The sequence below is a fragment of the Ureibacillus thermosphaericus genome (assembly GCF_002370195.2).
Lineage (GTDB): Bacteria > Bacillota > Bacilli > Bacillales_A > Planococcaceae > Ureibacillus > Ureibacillus thermosphaericus.
In genome coordinates, this window is record NZ_AP018335.1 from 1,047,053 (window position 1) to 1,064,314 (window position 17,262).

Annotated in this window: 15 protein-coding genes; 10 read left to right on the forward strand and 5 right to left on the reverse strand. The window is 38.7% G+C overall.

The annotated features are described in order from the left end of the window. Positions 1–33 precede the first annotated feature (33 nt). The 8 genes from UtA1_RS05110 to UtA1_RS05145 all read left to right on the forward strand — a co-directional run bounded on the left by UtA1_RS05110 (position 34) and on the right by UtA1_RS05145 (position 8,992). Positions 34–351: a metal-sensitive transcriptional regulator gene (locus UtA1_RS05110; RefSeq protein WP_016837352.1), complete on the forward strand. Its 318-nt coding sequence runs from the start codon at positions 34–36 to the stop codon at positions 349–351. Positions 352–370: 19 nt separating this feature from the next. After that, positions 371–577, forward strand: a complete 207-nt coding sequence (copZ, locus tag UtA1_RS05115; protein ID WP_016837351.1) for a copper chaperone CopZ — start codon at positions 371–373, stop codon at positions 575–577. A 95-nt stretch (positions 578–672) separates the two neighbouring features. Next, positions 673–3,102, forward strand: coding sequence for a heavy metal translocating P-type ATPase (locus UtA1_RS05120; protein WP_016837350.1), 2,430 nt, complete (start codon positions 673–675; stop codon positions 3,100–3,102). Positions 3,103–3,444: 342 nt separating this feature from the next. Continuing rightward, the gene (locus tag UtA1_RS05125; RefSeq protein ID WP_096550251.1) at positions 3,445–4,092 is read left to right on the forward strand and encodes a YdhK family protein; all 648 of its coding nucleotides are present in this window, start codon (positions 3,445–3,447) and stop codon (positions 4,090–4,092) included. Positions 4,093–4,268: 176 nt separating this feature from the next. Continuing rightward, positions 4,269–5,135: a glycosyltransferase family 8 protein gene (locus UtA1_RS05130; RefSeq protein WP_096550252.1), complete on the forward strand. Its 867-nt coding sequence runs from the start codon at positions 4,269–4,271 to the stop codon at positions 5,133–5,135. 128 nt (positions 5,136–5,263) lie between these two features. Then, on the forward strand, positions 5,264–7,447 hold the full coding sequence (locus tag UtA1_RS05135) for a DNA topoisomerase III (protein WP_096550253.1): 2,184 nt from the start codon (positions 5,264–5,266) through the stop codon (positions 7,445–7,447). Between the two features lie 344 nt (positions 7,448–7,791). Beyond that, a complete protein-coding gene (ybaK, locus tag UtA1_RS05140; protein ID WP_096550254.1) occupies positions 7,792–8,277 on the forward strand; it encodes a Cys-tRNA(Pro) deacylase in 486 nt (161 codons plus the stop codon). Between the two features lie 67 nt (positions 8,278–8,344). Further along, positions 8,345–8,992, forward strand: coding sequence for a YczE/YyaS/YitT family protein (locus UtA1_RS05145; RefSeq protein ID WP_096550255.1), 648 nt, complete (start codon positions 8,345–8,347; stop codon positions 8,990–8,992). 105 nt (positions 8,993–9,097) lie between these two features. Here UtA1_RS05145 and UtA1_RS05150 read toward each other — a convergent pair whose 3' ends face one another. After that, a complete protein-coding gene (locus UtA1_RS05150; protein ID WP_016837344.1) occupies positions 9,098–9,595 on the reverse strand; it encodes a GNAT family N-acetyltransferase in 498 nt (165 codons plus the stop codon). A 248-nt stretch (positions 9,596–9,843) separates the two neighbouring features. Between UtA1_RS05150 and UtA1_RS05155 the strand changes: the two genes are divergently transcribed. Both UtA1_RS05155 and UtA1_RS05160 read left to right on the forward strand, forming a co-directional pair. Next, positions 9,844–11,031: a glycine C-acetyltransferase gene (locus tag UtA1_RS05155; RefSeq protein ID WP_096550256.1), complete on the forward strand. Its 1,188-nt coding sequence runs from the start codon at positions 9,844–9,846 to the stop codon at positions 11,029–11,031. Positions 11,032–11,099: 68 nt separating this feature from the next. Further along, positions 11,100–12,161 (forward strand): nucleotide kinase, encoded by a 1,062-nt coding sequence (locus tag UtA1_RS05160; protein ID WP_096550257.1) that lies wholly within the window; start codon positions 11,100–11,102, stop codon positions 12,159–12,161. Positions 12,162–12,293: 132 nt separating this feature from the next. Here the strand turns inward: UtA1_RS05160 and UtA1_RS05165 are convergent, their stop codons facing one another. The 4 genes from UtA1_RS05165 to lpdA form a co-directional block, all read right to left on the reverse strand. Further along, positions 12,294–13,514 carry a dihydrolipoamide acetyltransferase family protein gene (locus UtA1_RS05165; protein WP_096550258.1) on the reverse strand — a complete coding sequence of 407 codons (1,221 nt, stop codon included), beginning with the start codon at positions 13,512–13,514 and terminating at the stop codon, positions 12,294–12,296. Positions 13,515–13,530: 16 nt separating this feature from the next. Beyond that, a complete protein-coding gene (locus UtA1_RS05170) occupies positions 13,531–14,565 on the reverse strand; it encodes an alpha-ketoacid dehydrogenase subunit beta (protein ID WP_096550259.1) in 1,035 nt (344 codons plus the stop codon). A gap of 30 nt (positions 14,566–14,595) precedes the next feature. Then, on the reverse strand, positions 14,596–15,531 hold the full coding sequence (locus tag UtA1_RS05175) for a thiamine pyrophosphate-dependent dehydrogenase E1 component subunit alpha (RefSeq protein ID WP_197722759.1): 936 nt from the start codon (positions 15,529–15,531) through the stop codon (positions 14,596–14,598). A 125-nt stretch (positions 15,532–15,656) separates the two neighbouring features. Continuing rightward, the gene (gene lpdA, locus UtA1_RS05180; protein WP_096550261.1) at positions 15,657–17,024 is read right to left on the reverse strand and encodes a dihydrolipoyl dehydrogenase; all 1,368 of its coding nucleotides are present in this window, start codon (positions 17,022–17,024) and stop codon (positions 15,657–15,659) included. Positions 17,025–17,262 lie beyond the last annotated feature (238 nt).

Below are 17,262 nucleotides of genomic sequence, written 5' to 3' on the forward strand. Positions count from 1 at the left end.
GTATAGTATAATGAGTTTAAGGATTGGAGGTAGATGAAACTGGAAAATCTAAATGAAGAGCATTGTTCTCACCGAAAGAGCCACCATCCAGAACATGTAAAAAAGGATTTAATCACCCGTTTGAATCGAATTGAAGGACAAATTCGTGGCATTAAAGGTATGATTGAACGGGATGTATATTGTGATGATGTGATTACGCAAATTGCTGCTACTCAATCGGCTTTAAATAGCGTCGCCAAAATCTTATTAGAAGGACACATTAAAGGATGTGTTGTCGATCGATTAGCAGAAGGAGATTCGGAAATCATCGATGAATTGGTTATAACGATTCAAAAGTTGATGCGCAAATAAATTTGAGGGAGGAAACGTGATGGAAAACGTTACATTACAGGTAAAAGGAATGTCTTGCAATCACTGTGTAAAAGCCGTTGAAGGAAGCGTTGGTGCTTTAGATGGTGTACAAGAGGTAAAAGTGAATTTAGCAGCTGGCGAAGTAAATGTAACTTTTGATCAATCAAAAGTTACAATCGATCAAATTAAAGAAACAATCGATGAACAAGGTTACGATGTGGAATAATAAACGTAATTAGGGAAAGTGCTTTTCAAATGAAGCACTTTTCTTCTTCCATTTAATATACCCTATAAAGGTATACGCAAGAGGTGAACCTCATTATGAATCAAGAACAAAACCCTAATGTAAAAGAAACATCGCTGCAAATAACAGGAATGACTTGTGCAGCTTGTGCTAATCGCATTGAAAGAGGATTAAAGAAAATGCCCGGGGTTGAGAATGCCCATGTCAACTTGGCATTAGAAAAATCAACGATTGATTTTGATCCAAACAAGATTAGTGTAAAAGAATTGGAAAAGAAAATTGAAGATTTAGGTTATGGCGTTGCAAAAGAGAAAAAGGAACTCGTCATTACAGGAATGACTTGTGCGGCTTGTGCCAATCGCATTGAAAAAGGGCTTAATAAAATGTCTGGCATTTCAAATGCTACGGTCAATCTTGCTTTAGAAAATGCGACGGTCGAATTTCATCCTTCTGAAGTCAGCCTTTCAGATATTATTCAGCGGATTGAAAAATTAGGTTATGGCGCCCACGTAAAAGAAAATGATCAAGAAGAGCTGGATTATCGCGCTCAAGAAATCCGCAAGCAAAAGAGTAAATTCATCATTGCTGCTATCTTTTCTTTACCATTATTATGGACAATGGTAGGGCATTTTCCGTTTACTTCATTCATCTATATGCCTAAGTTTTTAATGAATCCGTGGGTACAATTGGCGTTTGCTACCCCAGTGCAATTTATCATTGGATGGCAGTTTTATGTTGGTGCATATAAAGCATTAAAGAACGGCAGTGCCAATATGGACGTTCTTGTTGTGCTCGGTACGTCCGCCGCATATTTTTACAGTTTATATCAAACACTGAAAACATTTGGTACTCATATGCACCCTGAACTTTATTTTGAAACAAGCGCAGTATTAATTACATTAATTCTTTTAGGGAAATTATTTGAAGCGAAAGCGAAAGGACGTTCATCAGAAGCGATTAAGAAACTGATGGGGTTACAAGCAAAAACTGCCCTTGTTTTAAGGGATGGTGTGGAAAAGGAAATTCCTCTAGCAGAAGTAGTTGTTGGTGATATTATTTTCGTAAAACCAGGAGAGAAAATTCCTGTAGACGGCGAAGTGATTGAAGGAATAACGGCTGTAGACGAATCGATGTTAACAGGCGAAAGCATTCCAGTAGATAAAACAGTTGGTTCCATTGTATACGGTTCAACTATTAATAAAAATGGTTTCATGAAAATAAAAGCCACAAAAGTTGGGCGCGACACAGCACTTGCTCAAATTATAAAAATTGTAGAAGCTGCTCAAGGATCAAAAGCTCCAATTCAACGACTTGCCGATCGAATATCTGGCATTTTTGTCCCGATTGTAGTAGGTATTGCGATTATAACTTTTATAGCTTGGATTTTCATTATTACACCGGGGGAAGTGACACCGGCATTAGAAGCAATGATTTCCGTTTTAGTCATTGCTTGTCCTTGTGCACTAGGTCTTGCAACACCGACATCTATTATGGCTGGTACGGGAAGAGCTGCAGAGTTCGGGATTTTATTTAAAGGTGGAGAGTATCTTGAACAGGCTCACCATATTGATACGGTCGTAGTGGATAAAACAGGGACTGTTACAAAAGGTGAACCAGAATTAACGGATTTTTCCTTGGCAGAAGGTGAAGATGAAGAAACTTTTCTTTCCTTAATTGGTTCTATTGAAAAGCAATCAGAACATCCTTTAGCCCAAGCTATTGTGAAGGGGATTGAAAAGAAGGGAATTGCCTTTCGAGAAGTTCAAGCATTTGAAGCAATTCCTGGCATGGGTGTTAAAGGAAGCGTCGATGGAAAAGAAGTGCTCATCGGAACTAGAAGGTTAATGCAAAACAATCATGTGGAGATAGCGGACGTTTTACCTCTTATGGAACAGTTTGAGCAAAAAGGAAAAACCGCTATGTTAGTGAGCATTGACGGCAAGTATACAGGGTTGGTTGCTGTCAGCGATACGGTGAAAGATACGTCAAAACGAGCAATTCAACGACTAAAAGAAATGGACATTGAAGTGATTATGCTGACAGGAGATAATGAACGAACGGCGAAAGCAATTGGAGAGGAAGTTGGCATTAATCAAGTAATCGCTGAAGTGCTTCCAGAACAGAAAGCAGAAGAAATTAAAAAATTGCAGAATGAAGGAAAAAAGGTCGCAATGGTCGGAGATGGCATTAACGATGCTCCTGCTTTAGCTGTAGCAGATATCGGAATGGCGATTGGTACCGGAACAGACGTAGCAATAGCGGCAGCGGATATTACGTTAATGCGCGGTGATTTAAATAGCATTGCGGATGCGATTTTGATGAGTCATAAAACAATGCGAAACATTAAGCAAAATTTGTTCTGGGCCTTTGCCTATAATACGATAGGTATTCCGATTGCAGCGGCAGGATTCCTTGCACCATGGGTTGCCGGTGCAGCGATGGCCTTCAGCTCGGTATCGGTTGTATTGAATGCATTAAGATTGCAACGAGTAAAACTAAATTCATAGCGTTATGAGGGGTGTTTAGAAAGTCGACAATTTCCTAGACACCCTTATCTCTTGATAATCTTGATTTTTTAAAAATCTTTGCTCCTGTGGTAGTCGAAACTAGTTCCCATTATCCTCGTCTCAAAGCGTTCGTCTCAAATGACTTTTCCGGCGTCCCCTTTTTCAAAAATTATCGTTACCTCGCAAGTTTCGGGAAAATTTGAAATACTTGCGACTTTGAATAAAATACTTGCAACTTCCTATTTAACTTCAACGCATAAATCCCTATGAAATGCAAATGCTGTAAATATAACAAATGTGGAGTCTGCCAGAGAAACTTCATCACTAACAGGAGGAATTCCAATGAAAAAGCAGCTTCTAATACTCACAGCAGCACTTTGCGTTTTTTCTTTAACTGCATGTGGAAAAAAAGATGAAAACATCTCTATGGAAAATTCAGAAAATCCAGCTCAATACACGGATAACGATTCAGCTGACAATATCGTAACAAACAATCAAGCAGACGGAGATAAAGTAGTTGGGCCAAACATGGATGGTGTAGAGAGTCATGCCGATGTATCGCATGCTACTTGGGGAAAAATACCGGAAGGATTAAAAGAAGCTAAAAACCCGAAATATAAAATAGGAGACAAAGTCATCATCAATGCAGCTCATGATGATGATATGCAAGGATCAGAAGGAACCATTGTCGGAGCCTATGAAACAACAGTATATTCCATTTCTTATGTATCGACACACGATGAAGAACTGGAAGAAAACGAAAAATGGTTTGTTCGAGAAGAAATCCAGCCACTTGGTGAAAAAAAATTAGATGTTGGATCTAAAGTCATTATTGAAGCTGACAGAGAAGAGGGGATGAAAGGAGCGGAAGGAGTCATTGATACCGTTGAAGAAACGGTAGTTTATATGGTAGATTATATCGATAAAGAAGGAGAACCTGTAAAAAATTATCAATGGCTCAAAGAAAGCGAATTATCTCCAGCAAAATAAATATTGATAGTGTGACATCCGAAAATGAAACAATCAAAACACACCATTTTGCATTAGAGCTCAAAATGGTGTGTTTTTTATTGTTTATGAACGTTGCTTTGTTTCAATTATTTGTTAATAAGCAGATTTTTTTATTAAGATATTCTTATTAGCACTCATATAAAGGAATGAACGCCATGAAGAAGAATATTCTTGCAACGGTTGACTCCAATTATCTTTATCCTTTAAAAATAATGTTAAAATCACTGTTTATGAACAATCCACAAGAGCCTTTCTCCATTTATCTTGTCCATTCTTCAATATCTGCTCAACAACTAGAATCATTAGAAGCTTTTATTGCGAGCGAAGGTCATGAATTTCATCCTATTCAAATTGATGAAGAGTTGTTTAGCGAAGCCCCAACTCTTTTGCACTATACGAAAACGATGTATTATCGATTACTTGCCCATAAATTTTTGCCGCAAACAATTGACCGTATACTTTATTTAGATCCAGATATATTAGTGATTAATCCAATCAGAGAACTGTATGAGCTTGATTTGGAAGGATATCTTTATGCAGCAGCAGATCATCGAACAATGCCAATAGTAGAAATTAATAAAATACGATTCAATCCATTTGATTTGGAAGCGTATTATAACTCTGGCGTTTTATTAATGAACTTAGCATTGCAACGGGAAGTTATTGATGAAAAGGATATATTTAATTTTGTAAAAAAATATCATTCTAAGCTTATTATGCCTGACCAAGATATTATGAACGCCCTTTATTCCAAGAAAATTAAAGGGATTGACGAAGTAAAGTACAATTATGATGCTAGATTTTATAACATTTATAAGCTAAAAAGTAATGGTAAAGTAGATATGGATTATGTCATGAATCATACAGTTATCCTACATTTCTGTGGGAAAAAGAAACCATGGAGGAAAAATTACAGCGGGAAATTTTATTCATTATATAAACATTACGAGAAAATAACGAAAGACACAATTTTAGCATTGGAAGATTGGAAAGCTGAATCTACTAGTGGAAAAGTATATTAAGTGGCAATAGTATTGTAACAGTTATCCATGAAGCATAGTGAAAATGGAAATACAATAGTTGGCTCGAAAATGAATGGAGAGACGAGATATGCTATAGTTATCCTATGACTGACGAAAGGATGTAACCTATGGCAAAAAGTGTAGTATTAGCCGAAAAACCATCAGTGGCTCGTGATATTGCTCGAGTGCTCAATTGCAAAAAAAGCGGAAATGGATTTTTAGAGGGGAATCAATATATCGTTACTTGGGCTCTTGGTCATTTAGTAACCCTTGCAGACCCTGAGAGTTACGATGTGAAATATAAAACATGGAAACTTGAAGATTTACCAATGCTGCCAGAACAAATGAAACTTTCGGTTATTAAGCAAACCGCAAAACAATTTCAAGTGGTGAAAAATCAACTGCTTCGAAAAGATGTAAAGGAAATCATTATTGCAACCGATGCCGGACGAGAAGGGGAGTTAGTTGCTCGCTGGATTATTGAAAAAGCGAAAGTTCGTAAACCCATCAAGCGTCTTTGGATTTCATCGGTGACAGATAAAGCCATTAAGGAAGGCTTTAAAAATTTAAAGCCTGGTAAGCAATATGAGAACTTATATGCCTCAGCGGTTGCCCGTTCAGAAGCAGACTGGTATATCGGATTAAACGCTACCCGTGCTCTTACGACAAAATACAACGCCCAACTAAACTGCGGACGGGTGCAGACACCGACGCTTGCCATTATTGCTGCTCGTGAAGAAGAAATCAAAAACTTCGTACCGAAAAATTATTATGGAATACAAGCGACTAGCGACAAAGTGAAGCTAACATGGAAAGATGCAAAAGGAAACACTCAAAGTTTCCACAAAGAAAAAATCGAATCGATCATCCAAAAATTAAGCAACAAACATGCTGTCGTTACAAACATCGAGAAAAAGACGAAAAAATCTTACGCTCCTGGCCTCTACGATTTAACAGAATTGCAGCGGGATGCTAATAAAATTTTCGGCTTTTCCGCAAAAGAAACATTGAATATTATGCAAAAGCTATATGAGTATCATAAAGTATTAACGTATCCAAGAACGGATTCGCGATATCTTTCATCCGATATCGTAGCTACCATTCCTGAGAGGCTTAAAGCATGTGGTGTAGGGGAATATCGACAACTTGCCAATGAAATATTAAAAAAGCCAATCAAAGTTAACAAATCTTTTGTGGATAACAGTAAAGTGAGCGATCATCATGCCATTATCCCGACAGAACAGAACGTCAATCTTTCTTCTTTTTCCGATAAAGAGCGAAAAATTTACGATTTAGTTGTAAAACGATTTTTGGCAGTACTCCTTCCTCCAACCGAATACGTACAGCTTACAATGAACGCAAAAATTGGGGACGAAACATTTATTGCAAAAGGAAAAAACATACTAACACCTGGATGGAAAAAAGTATATGCAAATGATTTTGTTGAAGAAGATGAAGAGGATGTACATGAGCAAATTTTACCGCAAATGGAAAAAGGGGATACACTAACGATTACGAGTATTCAAATGACCCAAGGACAAACAAAACCACCTGCAAGATTTACCGAAGCCACATTGCTTTCTGCGATGGAAAATCCGACAAAGTATTTAGAGTCGAGCAATCGAAAGCTTGCGGATACTTTAAAATCTACCGGAGGACTTGGTACGGTAGCGACCCGCGCGGATATTATCGAAAAATTATTCAATAGTTTCTTAATTGAAAAACGGGGCGGAAAAGAAATTTATATAACTTCAAAAGGGCGTCAACTCTTAGATTTAGTGCCAGAAGATTTAAAATCTCCAGCTCTAACTGCTGAGTGGGAGATGAAGTTGGAACAAATTTCGAAAGGCAAAATGAAAAAAGAAACGTTCATCAACGAAATGAAGCAGTATACAAAAGAAATTGTTGGAGAAATCAAATCGAGCGATAAAAAATACAAACATGACAATCTTTCAACAAAAAACTGTCCTGAATGTGGAAAGCCAATGCTAGAAGTGAACGGAAAAAAAGGGAAAATGCTTGTTTGCCAAGATCGACAATGCGGTTATCGAAAAAGCATTTCTCGCTTCACGAATGTTCGTTGTCCGAATTGCCATAAGAAGCTGGAATTGCGAGGAGAAGGAGAGGGCCAAATTCTTGTATGTCAATGCGGATTCCGAGAAAAATGGTCCACGTTCCAAGAAAAACGAAAACAACAAACGAATGGTAAAGTGGATAAGCGCACTCTGCAAAAATATTTGAAGAAAGAAGACGAAAAAGAACCGATTAATAACGCTCTTGCGGAAGCATTAAAGAAATTAAAATTAGATTAAATAGAAGAACTAGGCAGATAAGATGCTGCCTAGTTTCTTTTTATAGCATCTTTAAATATGAAGAAACTCAAAAAGAGACTGAAACTTGCTCCATTAATAAACATCGTACTTGGGCAAATGATTAGTCCAAGAAGCTCCTCTGCTGTTGAAGTCGCTGTACTAAATAGTATATGATAACCCAATTTTTTATTTTGGTGATTATCATAGCGACTTGAGCCGTAGCAGATCGTTTCGATGATGGAACAACTTTTTTATATTAAGAATTTCAGAATCATACTTTCAGAAATTTGAAATTTTTTGTTATGATATAAATTACATTCATTGGAAGTGAAGGTGATGAAGGGTTGGCTAAAAAGAAAATCGCAAAAACGAACGCAATTCGGTTATTAGATTTACAAAAGGTGCCTTATCAGACGATTACTTATGAGACAGCAGGAGCTATTGATGGAGTATCCGTTGCACAGAAAATCGGTCATCCTGCAAATCACGTTTACAAAACGCTTGTGACAACAGCAGGTACTCAGAAATTTTATGTGTTTGTCATTCCTGTTGAGGCAGAGTTAGATTTAAAAGCAGCAGCTCGGGTGGCGGGGGAAAAGAAAGTAGAGATGCTACCACTAAAAGATTTACTTGCTACAACTGGTTATATACGAGGTGGTTGTTCGCCGATTGGAATGAAAAAGCTGTTTCCAACCTTTATTGATGAATCGGCAAAAGAATTGGATTACATCATTGTGAGCGGCGGAAAAATTGGACTGCAAATACAATTGGCGCCTAACGATTTGGCGAATGTAGTAAATGCTACTTTTGTTCCGGTTACGAAACCATGATTTTTTGCATTAAAATAATGAACATAGAAATTTACGATTTAATAGATAGAAAGAAGGCGCATTTTCAATGAGAAGAGAATATTCATGGCGATGGGGATTTTACATTGTCGGTTTAATCATCATGGGATTAGGAATTGCGATGGTAATTAAAGGAGAGGATATAGGGGTTAATGCATGGGACGTGTTGCATATTGCCTTGTATAAAACAATCGGTTTATCGATTGGTTCTTGGGTAATCATTACGGGACTTGTCATTTTGGCATTTACTTCGTTGATGTATAGAAGTTTTCCGAAGATCGGAACATGGTTAAACATGCTGTTGATTGGTGCATTTATTGATTTCTTCTATTGGCTATTGCCCGATGCGGAGTCATTTGCCTTCCAACTAATCTATTTTGTTGTCGGAATTTTTGTTCTAAGTTTTGGTACGGGTATGTACATATCACCGAATTTAGGTTCTGGTCCTAGAGATGGTTTAATGATGTGGATTGTAGAAAAATTAGGAGGAAGCATTAAAGTAGCTCGCATCTCTATTGAATTAGTCGTTGCCGTGATTGGATGGATGTTAGGTGGTCCACTTGGCGTTGGTACAATCATTATTGCCATTGTTTCTGGCTATATCGTGCAATTTTCATTACCTTACTGCCAAAAACTATTGACAAAATGCATCGGGGAAGAAGCGATAGAAAAGGAAAAGCCGTTTATTCATCAGTAATCATGAGAGTTTCAGAGAATTGAATAGTTGAATATTTCAATTGAAGACCCAAGAAATATTTTATCGGTATTTCTTGGGTTTTTGTGCTTTATTCATGTCGTAAATTTAGTTTACCTTTTTCCCAAGAATGACTAAATCTCTTTTCACACCATCTAAATTAGCAACTTCTGGTAAATGCCCCCACTTTTCAAAACCCAAACTTGAAAATAAGCGAATGCTAGGTTCATTATGTCCGAAGATAAAAGCGATTAGTGTATCGATTTCTAACTTAAGACTTTCCTCAATCGCTTTGCTTAGAATCTTTTTTCCGAGTCCTTTCCCTCTATAGTTTTCGTGAATGTAGATACTAATTTCAGCAGTGGCATCATAAGCGGGTCTTCCATAGAACGATTGAAGACTTACCCAACCACAAATATCTCCTTCATATTCTACAACCCATAAAGGTCTTTTTTCAGGCTGATGTTCATGAAACCAATTTAGTCGATCTTCAACTGATACCGGGGCGATATCGGCAGTAACCATTCTACTTGGAATTGTAGAATTATAGATATCCACAATAATTGGCAAATCATTAAGGGTAGCAATTCGAAATATCATTGTCATAATCGTCATCCCTTTATTTTTAATCTTTATTTCTAGTATAAATGAAATGACTTTCACATGCGTTTTTTTTGTTTGAGAAAAGCATTACATTTTGATTTATCTCAGATTTTGTTCGAGCTAGATGTAGTCATAAAATTCTTCATATTATTACGAAGTACGTTTCAAACGGAAAAGTTAATGAAGACTAGAAAAGAATCTATAGTTTGAATCATATATTGTTTCTAGAAACCTGGTCTGGAGGTGCAAAATTGGCGAAAGCTTTAGATTCTTTTCTTGAAGAAAACTTACAGCAATTGAAAAGCCAAGGGTTATACAACGAAATTGATGTGGTGGAAGGGGCAAATGGTCTTGAAATCCAAATCAATGGTAAGCGGTTAATTAATTTATCTTCCAATAATTATTTAGGATTAGCAACGAATCAAGAATTAAAGGAAGTGGCGAAACGCGCTATCGATCAATATGGAGTTGGAGCAGGAGCGGTTCGCACAATTAATGGAACGCTAGATTTACATGATCAATTGGAAGTAAAGATAGCAGAATTTAAAGGAACAGAAGCGGCAATTAGCTATCAATCTGGGTTCAATTGCAATATGGCCGCCATTTCAGCTGTCATGGGAAAAGATGATTGCATTTTATCGGATCAATTGAATCACGCTTCCATCATAGATGGGTGCCGATTATCAAAAGCACATATTGTTGCATATACTCATTCTGATATGGATGATTTGCGGAAAAAAGCAAAGGAAGCTGTAGAGTGCGGACGTTATCAAAAAATCATGGTCATCACAGATGGCGTGTTTTCAATGGATGGGGACTTGGCGAAGCTTCCGGATATTGTGGAAATCGCAAAGGAATTTGATCTCATCACTTATGTCGATGATGCTCACGGTTCAGGGGTCACTGGAAAAGGAAGAGGTACGGTAAAACATTTTGGGTTAGAGAAAGACATTGATTTCCAAATTGGTACATTATCAAAAGCGATTGGCGTTGTCGGAGGATATGTGGCAGGAAAAAGGAAGTTAATCGATTGGCTGAAAGTACGCTCCCGTCCGTTTCTATTTTCAACGGCAGTGCCTCCAGGTGATGTAGCGGCTATCATTGCGGCGATAAATATGTTAATGGATTCAAATGAACTAACAGAAAAATTATGGGAGAATGGAAATTATTTCAAAGAAGGATTAAAACAGCTTGGATTTGATATTGGAAATTCGGAAACGCCGATTACTCCGTGCATCATTGGAGAAGAAAAACTGACGCAACGGTTTTCCAATCGTCTACTGGAAGAAGGTGTTTATGCGAAAGCGATTGTGTATCCTACAGTGCCTAGGGGAACAGGGCGTATTCGCAATATGCCTACAGCAGGACATTCAAAAGCAATGCTAGATAAAGCACTTTCAATCTACGAAAAAGTGGGGCGTGAACTAGGCGTAATCTAAGTGTAAAGGATTGAATTTGCAAAATCTAATTAGAGGTGCCTGGCATTCCAATAAGAAAGGATGATCATTTGAAAGGTTCCATTACGAAGTTTTTCGGGCAGGCGATGACCGGGCAAGGAATGAAAAATCTGTATCAAGAGATTATCAAGGAAGCCGATAAAGTCTACTTTTTAAAAGGAATTTTTGGATTTAATGTATCCAATTTATTGAAAGAAATTGGCTATCATTATGTAAACAAAGGCCATGATATTGAATTTTTCTATGACCCTCTTTTTGAAAATACAATTCAAGCAGTATTCATTAAAGACATCCATACGTTATTCCTCAAAAGTTCCACTCCTTCTATTGAACCGACTCACCTGGGTACTCGCGATCAAATTATTTCCTTTTATGAATGTTTAGATGAGGCATCACTTAAAAAGCATGGTCAACGAATAAAGGAGCTTTCTGAAGAAATAAATAAATGGCATAATAAATGTTTTGCTTCGCTCCAATCCGCCATTGAAATACATGATGAGTGGGAAAAACAGACGCAGTCTCATATGGATTGGAAGGGGCTTGAACAACATCGGGATGAACTGTTTGATCAAATTTTTGATGGCATGCTTCTTAATAAAAAAGGGGTGTTAACTCATCGATTATTCGGAACGCTTACGCCAAATGGGGCAAGAGATTATTTGCAAAATATTACGCGAAATTTAGAAAGAAGATACTTTATTAAAGGGCTACCGGGAACAGGCAAATCCAGCATGTTAAAAAAACTAACTCAAGATGCGCTAAAACGGGGATTTGATGTACAAAAAGTATGGTGTGGACTAGATTCAAAATCAATTGACATGGTTATTTTACCAGAATTAAAGCTTTGTATTTTTGATAGTACCGCTCCCCATGAATACTTCCCTGAAGATGGAAGAGCCGGTGATCAGATTGTTGATATTGTAAAACATTGTAAACTAACAGAAGAAGCAGAAGAGAAGATTCAAGAGATTTCAAAAGAATATCGGAATGCAATTCAACATGCAACAAACTACGCAAAACTGTATGCAGAGGTCGAAAAAGAAATGCGTGAAATTATTGACTTATCAACGAATCTATCAAAATGGAAAACGCAATCTGCGCATTTGTTTTAACGATCAACTTAAAACCCTTGGATTTCTCTTGTGAGAAACCAAGGGTTAAAGAATTGGGTGAAGAGTGTAAATCTCTTTAGGAACCTTATATATAAGGAGGCAGGGGAGTGAATGACTCACTCCTTTTATTTTTTATAAAAGCAAACGATAAGGGTCTTGCAAATAATCAGCAATTTTACTTAAAAACTCAGAAGCAGGTGCACCATCTATAATTTGATGATCGTATGTTAAACTGAGAGGCAATTTTAATTTTTCTACAACTTGGCCATCTTCTAGTGCCAGTTCTTTTTGGATGGCCCCCACACCTAAAATACCTACTTCCGGTGTATTCAAGATTGGTGTGAAGTATTCGATTTCATAGCCGCCTAAGTTGGTAATCGTAAAGGTTGACCCGCTATAGAGGCTTCCATCAAGCGTACCTTGTCGTGCTTCTGTTGTTACTTTTTGAATAGCTGCACCGAGTTGGGATAAGGACATGAGATGCGTATTTTTAATAACAGGAACGACTAAACCTTCTTCGATTGCCGTTGCCATTCCAATATGCACTTCATCTACGCGGATATATTCGCCGTTATGATACCAAGCATTCATATCCGGCGTATCTTTTAAGGCTAAAACTACCGCTTTTGTTAATAGGGTATTGATGCTTAACTCGCCATTTGTGAGCGGTTCTTTTACTTTTGTTTTTATTTCTTCACGGAATTTCATTAATTCCGTAATATCCACTTTTCTATGGTTTGTTACTTGAGCGGTTGTCTGAACACTGCGCATCATCCGTTGAGCAATGGTTTTGCGCATTCCGGATAGTCCAGCACCATAGGAAACTGATTGTGTGGATGGTGCATTTTCTATTGAAGGAGCTGCTTGTTCCATGGAAGCTTGATATCTTAATATATCTAATCGAGTAATGCGTCCATTACCGCCAGTACCTATTACGTTATGAATATCAATGCCAAGTTCATTTGCCATTTTACGGGCAACCGGCGTAATAAAGATTCGTTCTCCAGCTTCTTTTTCTATCATCTCCGTTTTTGCGGTTGAAACTGCTTTTACTGTTTCTGCTTTTTTCGGTTCTTCTACACTTAATGATGGAGAAGGGGAGCCGATCTGTTCACCAGGTTTTCCGATATACGCGATGGGCGCCTTACTTGGTACGACATCTCCTGCTTGAGCGACAATTTTAATGATTGTACCGGACTCTGGTGCAACGACTTCACCGGTCAATTTCTCTGAACTGATTTCCGCCACTGCATCACCTGCATGAACTTCATCCCCTTCATTTACAAACCAATGTTCCACTGTACCCTCTGTCATCGTCAAGCCTAGCTTAGGCATCAATATTTCCGTAGCCATAATGAATCACCCCTCTCTATTTAACTCTCAAGTCATCGATAATTTCTGTCGCTACTGTCAATACTTTATTAGCATCTGGGATATATAATTTTTCAAGATTAGCAGCAAACGGAACAGGTGTGTTTGGCGCGCATACGCATTTGATTGGTCCATCTAAATAATCAAAGGCTTTGTCTGCTACAACTGAAGCGATATCAGTTGCCGTGTTGTTGTGCGGATTGGATTCATCGATGATAATTAAGCGGCCTGTTTTCTTCACAGACTCCAGTACTGTTTCTTCATCCCATGGTGCAACAGTGCGCAAGTCAATGACTTCGACTGAGATATTGTCCTTTTCTAAAATGTCTGCAACTTCTAAGCCGACGTACAACATTTTTCCGATGGTCACAATTGTCAAATCTTTGCCTTCACGTTTGATGGCAGCTTTGCCAATTGGGATTGTGTAATATTCTTCCGGTACTTCGCCTTTCATTCCGTACAATGTTTTATCTTCCGAAAAGATGACCAGGTTATCATCTTCAATAGCGGAGAGGAGAAGACCTTTTGCATCATATGGTGTTGCAGGGACAACGACTTTGACGCCAGGAATTGAACCGAATAAACCGTAGTAGGAGCCGGAGTGTTGAGCTGCTGCGTTCACCCCTGCACCGTGCATTGTGCGCACTGTCATTGGGACTTTCGCTTTTCCCCCGAACATGTAGCGCATTTTTGAACCTTGTCCGATGATGGAGTCAAAGCAAAAGCCGATAAAGTCGTTAAACATCAGCTCAGCTACAGGACGCAAACCAGTAACAGCCATACCTACAGCCGCAGCCATATAACCCATTTCGGAAAGTGGCGTATCGATGACTCGTTCACGGCCGTATTTTGGCGCAAGGCCGCGGGTTACGCCCATTACACCGCCCCAAGCATCTTTGTTGGCCTCTTCCAAATGTTGGACTTCCGCTCCGCCTGCAATATCTTCACCTAATAAAATGACGTTTTCTTCTTTTGCCATTGCTTGATCAAGCGCTTCATTGATTGCATTCATGAATAAAATTTCTCTAGTCATTCTCTATAACTCCTTTCCAAATTTTTTAGATTAGTCCGCAAAAACATCTTGATAGAGTGATTCAGGTGATGGTTCTGGACTTTCTTTCGTGAATTCAATTGCCTCTTCAATATCGCGAACGGATTTTTCTCTCAATTGATCCAATTCTTCTTCAGTCAACAAGCCGTTTTCAATAGCAAATTGACGGAATACTTCAAGCGGATCCACTTCTGCCCATTCTCTTTCTTCTCCACTAGGCGCTTTGTAACTTTGTTCGTCACCTTCAAAGTGTCCGTGGTTCCGGTAAGTGACGCATTCAATTAACGTTGGTCCTTCACCTCTGCGTGCGCGTTCAATGGCTTCGCCAGCTACTTCATATACGGCGACAACATCTTTTCCGTTCACCCGAACACCAGGCATATTGTAGGCGGCAGCTCTTTCCGCGATTGTGCGGGAAGCGGAAGAATACCATTGTGGAGTGGATTCTGCGAAAAGGTTATTCTCACATACAAAAATCACAGGCAACTTCCAAATGGATGCCATGTTCAAACATTCATGGAATACACCTTCATTAGCTGCACCATCACCGAAGAAACAAACGGCAACCCGGTCAGTTTTCTTATATTTGTTGCGCATGGCCGCACCTGTTGCCAGTCCGAAACCGCCTCCAACCATTCCGTTGGCGCCTAAAATTCCTTTATCCATGTCGGCAATGTGCATGGAACCGCCTTTACCTTTGCAAAGTCCTGTGGCTTTGCCAAAGATTTCAGCCATCATTCCTTTTAAATCGCCGCCTTTCGCGATACAGTGGCCATGTCCCCGGTGGGTACTTGTAATGTAATCTTCATCGGATAGGTGAGCACAAACACCTACAGCAATTGCTTCTTCACCAGCATATAAGTGTACAAACCCTGGAATTTCTCCGGCAGCAAAGAAACGTTTTACATTTTCTTCAAAATTGCGGATATCCTCCATTGATTTATACATGGATTTTGCCTTATCTTTCGTTAATTCTGCTGTATCCGTAGCTGTACGAATCTCTAAATCTACCAATTCTTTCACCAACGTATCAACACTCGCAAACAATTTAGGCATGCCTTTTGCTTTTTCTGTCATTCTTGATTCCTCCTTAAGTTTATTGATGTTTTATAAATTCTTTTTGCTGTTTCTTGGATTAACTCGGATACAGTAGGGTGAGCGAAGACTGTGTTTGCCAATTCATCAACAGTACCTTCGGATTCATAAACTGCTAGAATTTGGTGAATTAAGTCTGCTGCGTTGGGACCGACAATAACGGCACCTAATATTTCCCGATATTTGGATTCGGATATGATTTTGACAAAGCCTTCTGTTTCATTGGCAGCAATGGCTCGTCCATTAAATGAAAAAGGCATTTTTTCAACGATTACGTCATAGCCTTTTTGTCTTGCTTCTTCTTCGCTCATCCCAAACTCAGCAACTTCCGGTTCGATGAAAAGCGGGCGAGGAATACTATATGGAGATACAGGCCTTTCTTTTTTTCCATTTATGGCACGAACAGCTTTTATGCCTTCCGCACTGGCTGCATGTGCCAATGTATAACCGCCAATTAAATCGCCAATGGCATAAACATTTTTCATGCTTGTTTCATAATATTCATTTACTTTGACAAAATCTTTTCTTTCATCCAATTCAAGTCCCATTGCTAACGGGATTTCCAAGTTTTGTTTTCTGCCTGTTGCCACCAGCAGTTGATCAAAAGGAATTTCTTCACTGGAAAGAAGGACGCATCCTTTTTTCACTTTTTGGACGGAAGCCTTCGTAATGATTTTTATACCCATCCTCTGAAGCTTTTCTTTCACAATGGAACGGGCTTCCGAATCAACCGTCAACAATATGTCCGGTGCGGCTTCGATAATCGTGACATCGGCGCCGAATCTTTTCATGGCATAGGCCAATTCAACACCGATTACCCCGCCGCCGATGATGGTCAATTGATTAGGCAATGTTTCCATGTCAAAAAAGGTGTTCGTCGTTAAATAATCTACATCGCTTAATCCTGGGATGTTTGGGACGAAGGGGGCACCGCCCATGGCAAGTAACACATTTTTTCCGTAGTATCGCTCTCCGTTCACTTCGAAAATTTTTCCTTCTACGTATTTTGCTTCACCTGTAATATATTGGATACCATTCTTTTTAAACGTCACGTGAATACCGGATTGTAAGGTGGAGATAATCTTGTTTTTTCTTTTCACAACGGAGGGGAAATCAATTTGATTCACTGTAACTGATAAACCGTTTGCATTAAGAGCATGAACAGCGGACAACCAGTGGCTGTATTGCAAATAAGTTTTGGAAGGAATGCAACCGACGTTGAGACAGCAGCCACCAATGGCATTTTTTTCAATCACGCAGACTGAATTACCGAGCTGTGCAGCTTCTTCTGCGGCAACATATCCACCGGGTCCGGCTCCAATAATGAGTACATCATAAGTTTTCAAGGAATCACCTTCTTTTCTTTCGAATGAATTGCAAAAGTTAGAATTTTCGGAATAATAAAATGATTGTAAATTAATTTTAACGGATTTTAAAATATCCGTCTATAGATTTTTTGAGAATTATTGGAACCTCATTGCGGAAAATAACTATTTTCGATATTTGATGGGATGAAAGTTTAGGAAAGAGGGTGTCTGAAAAGTCATTTTGAGACGCCTCCTTTGCGGCTGTCGCTAACGCTTT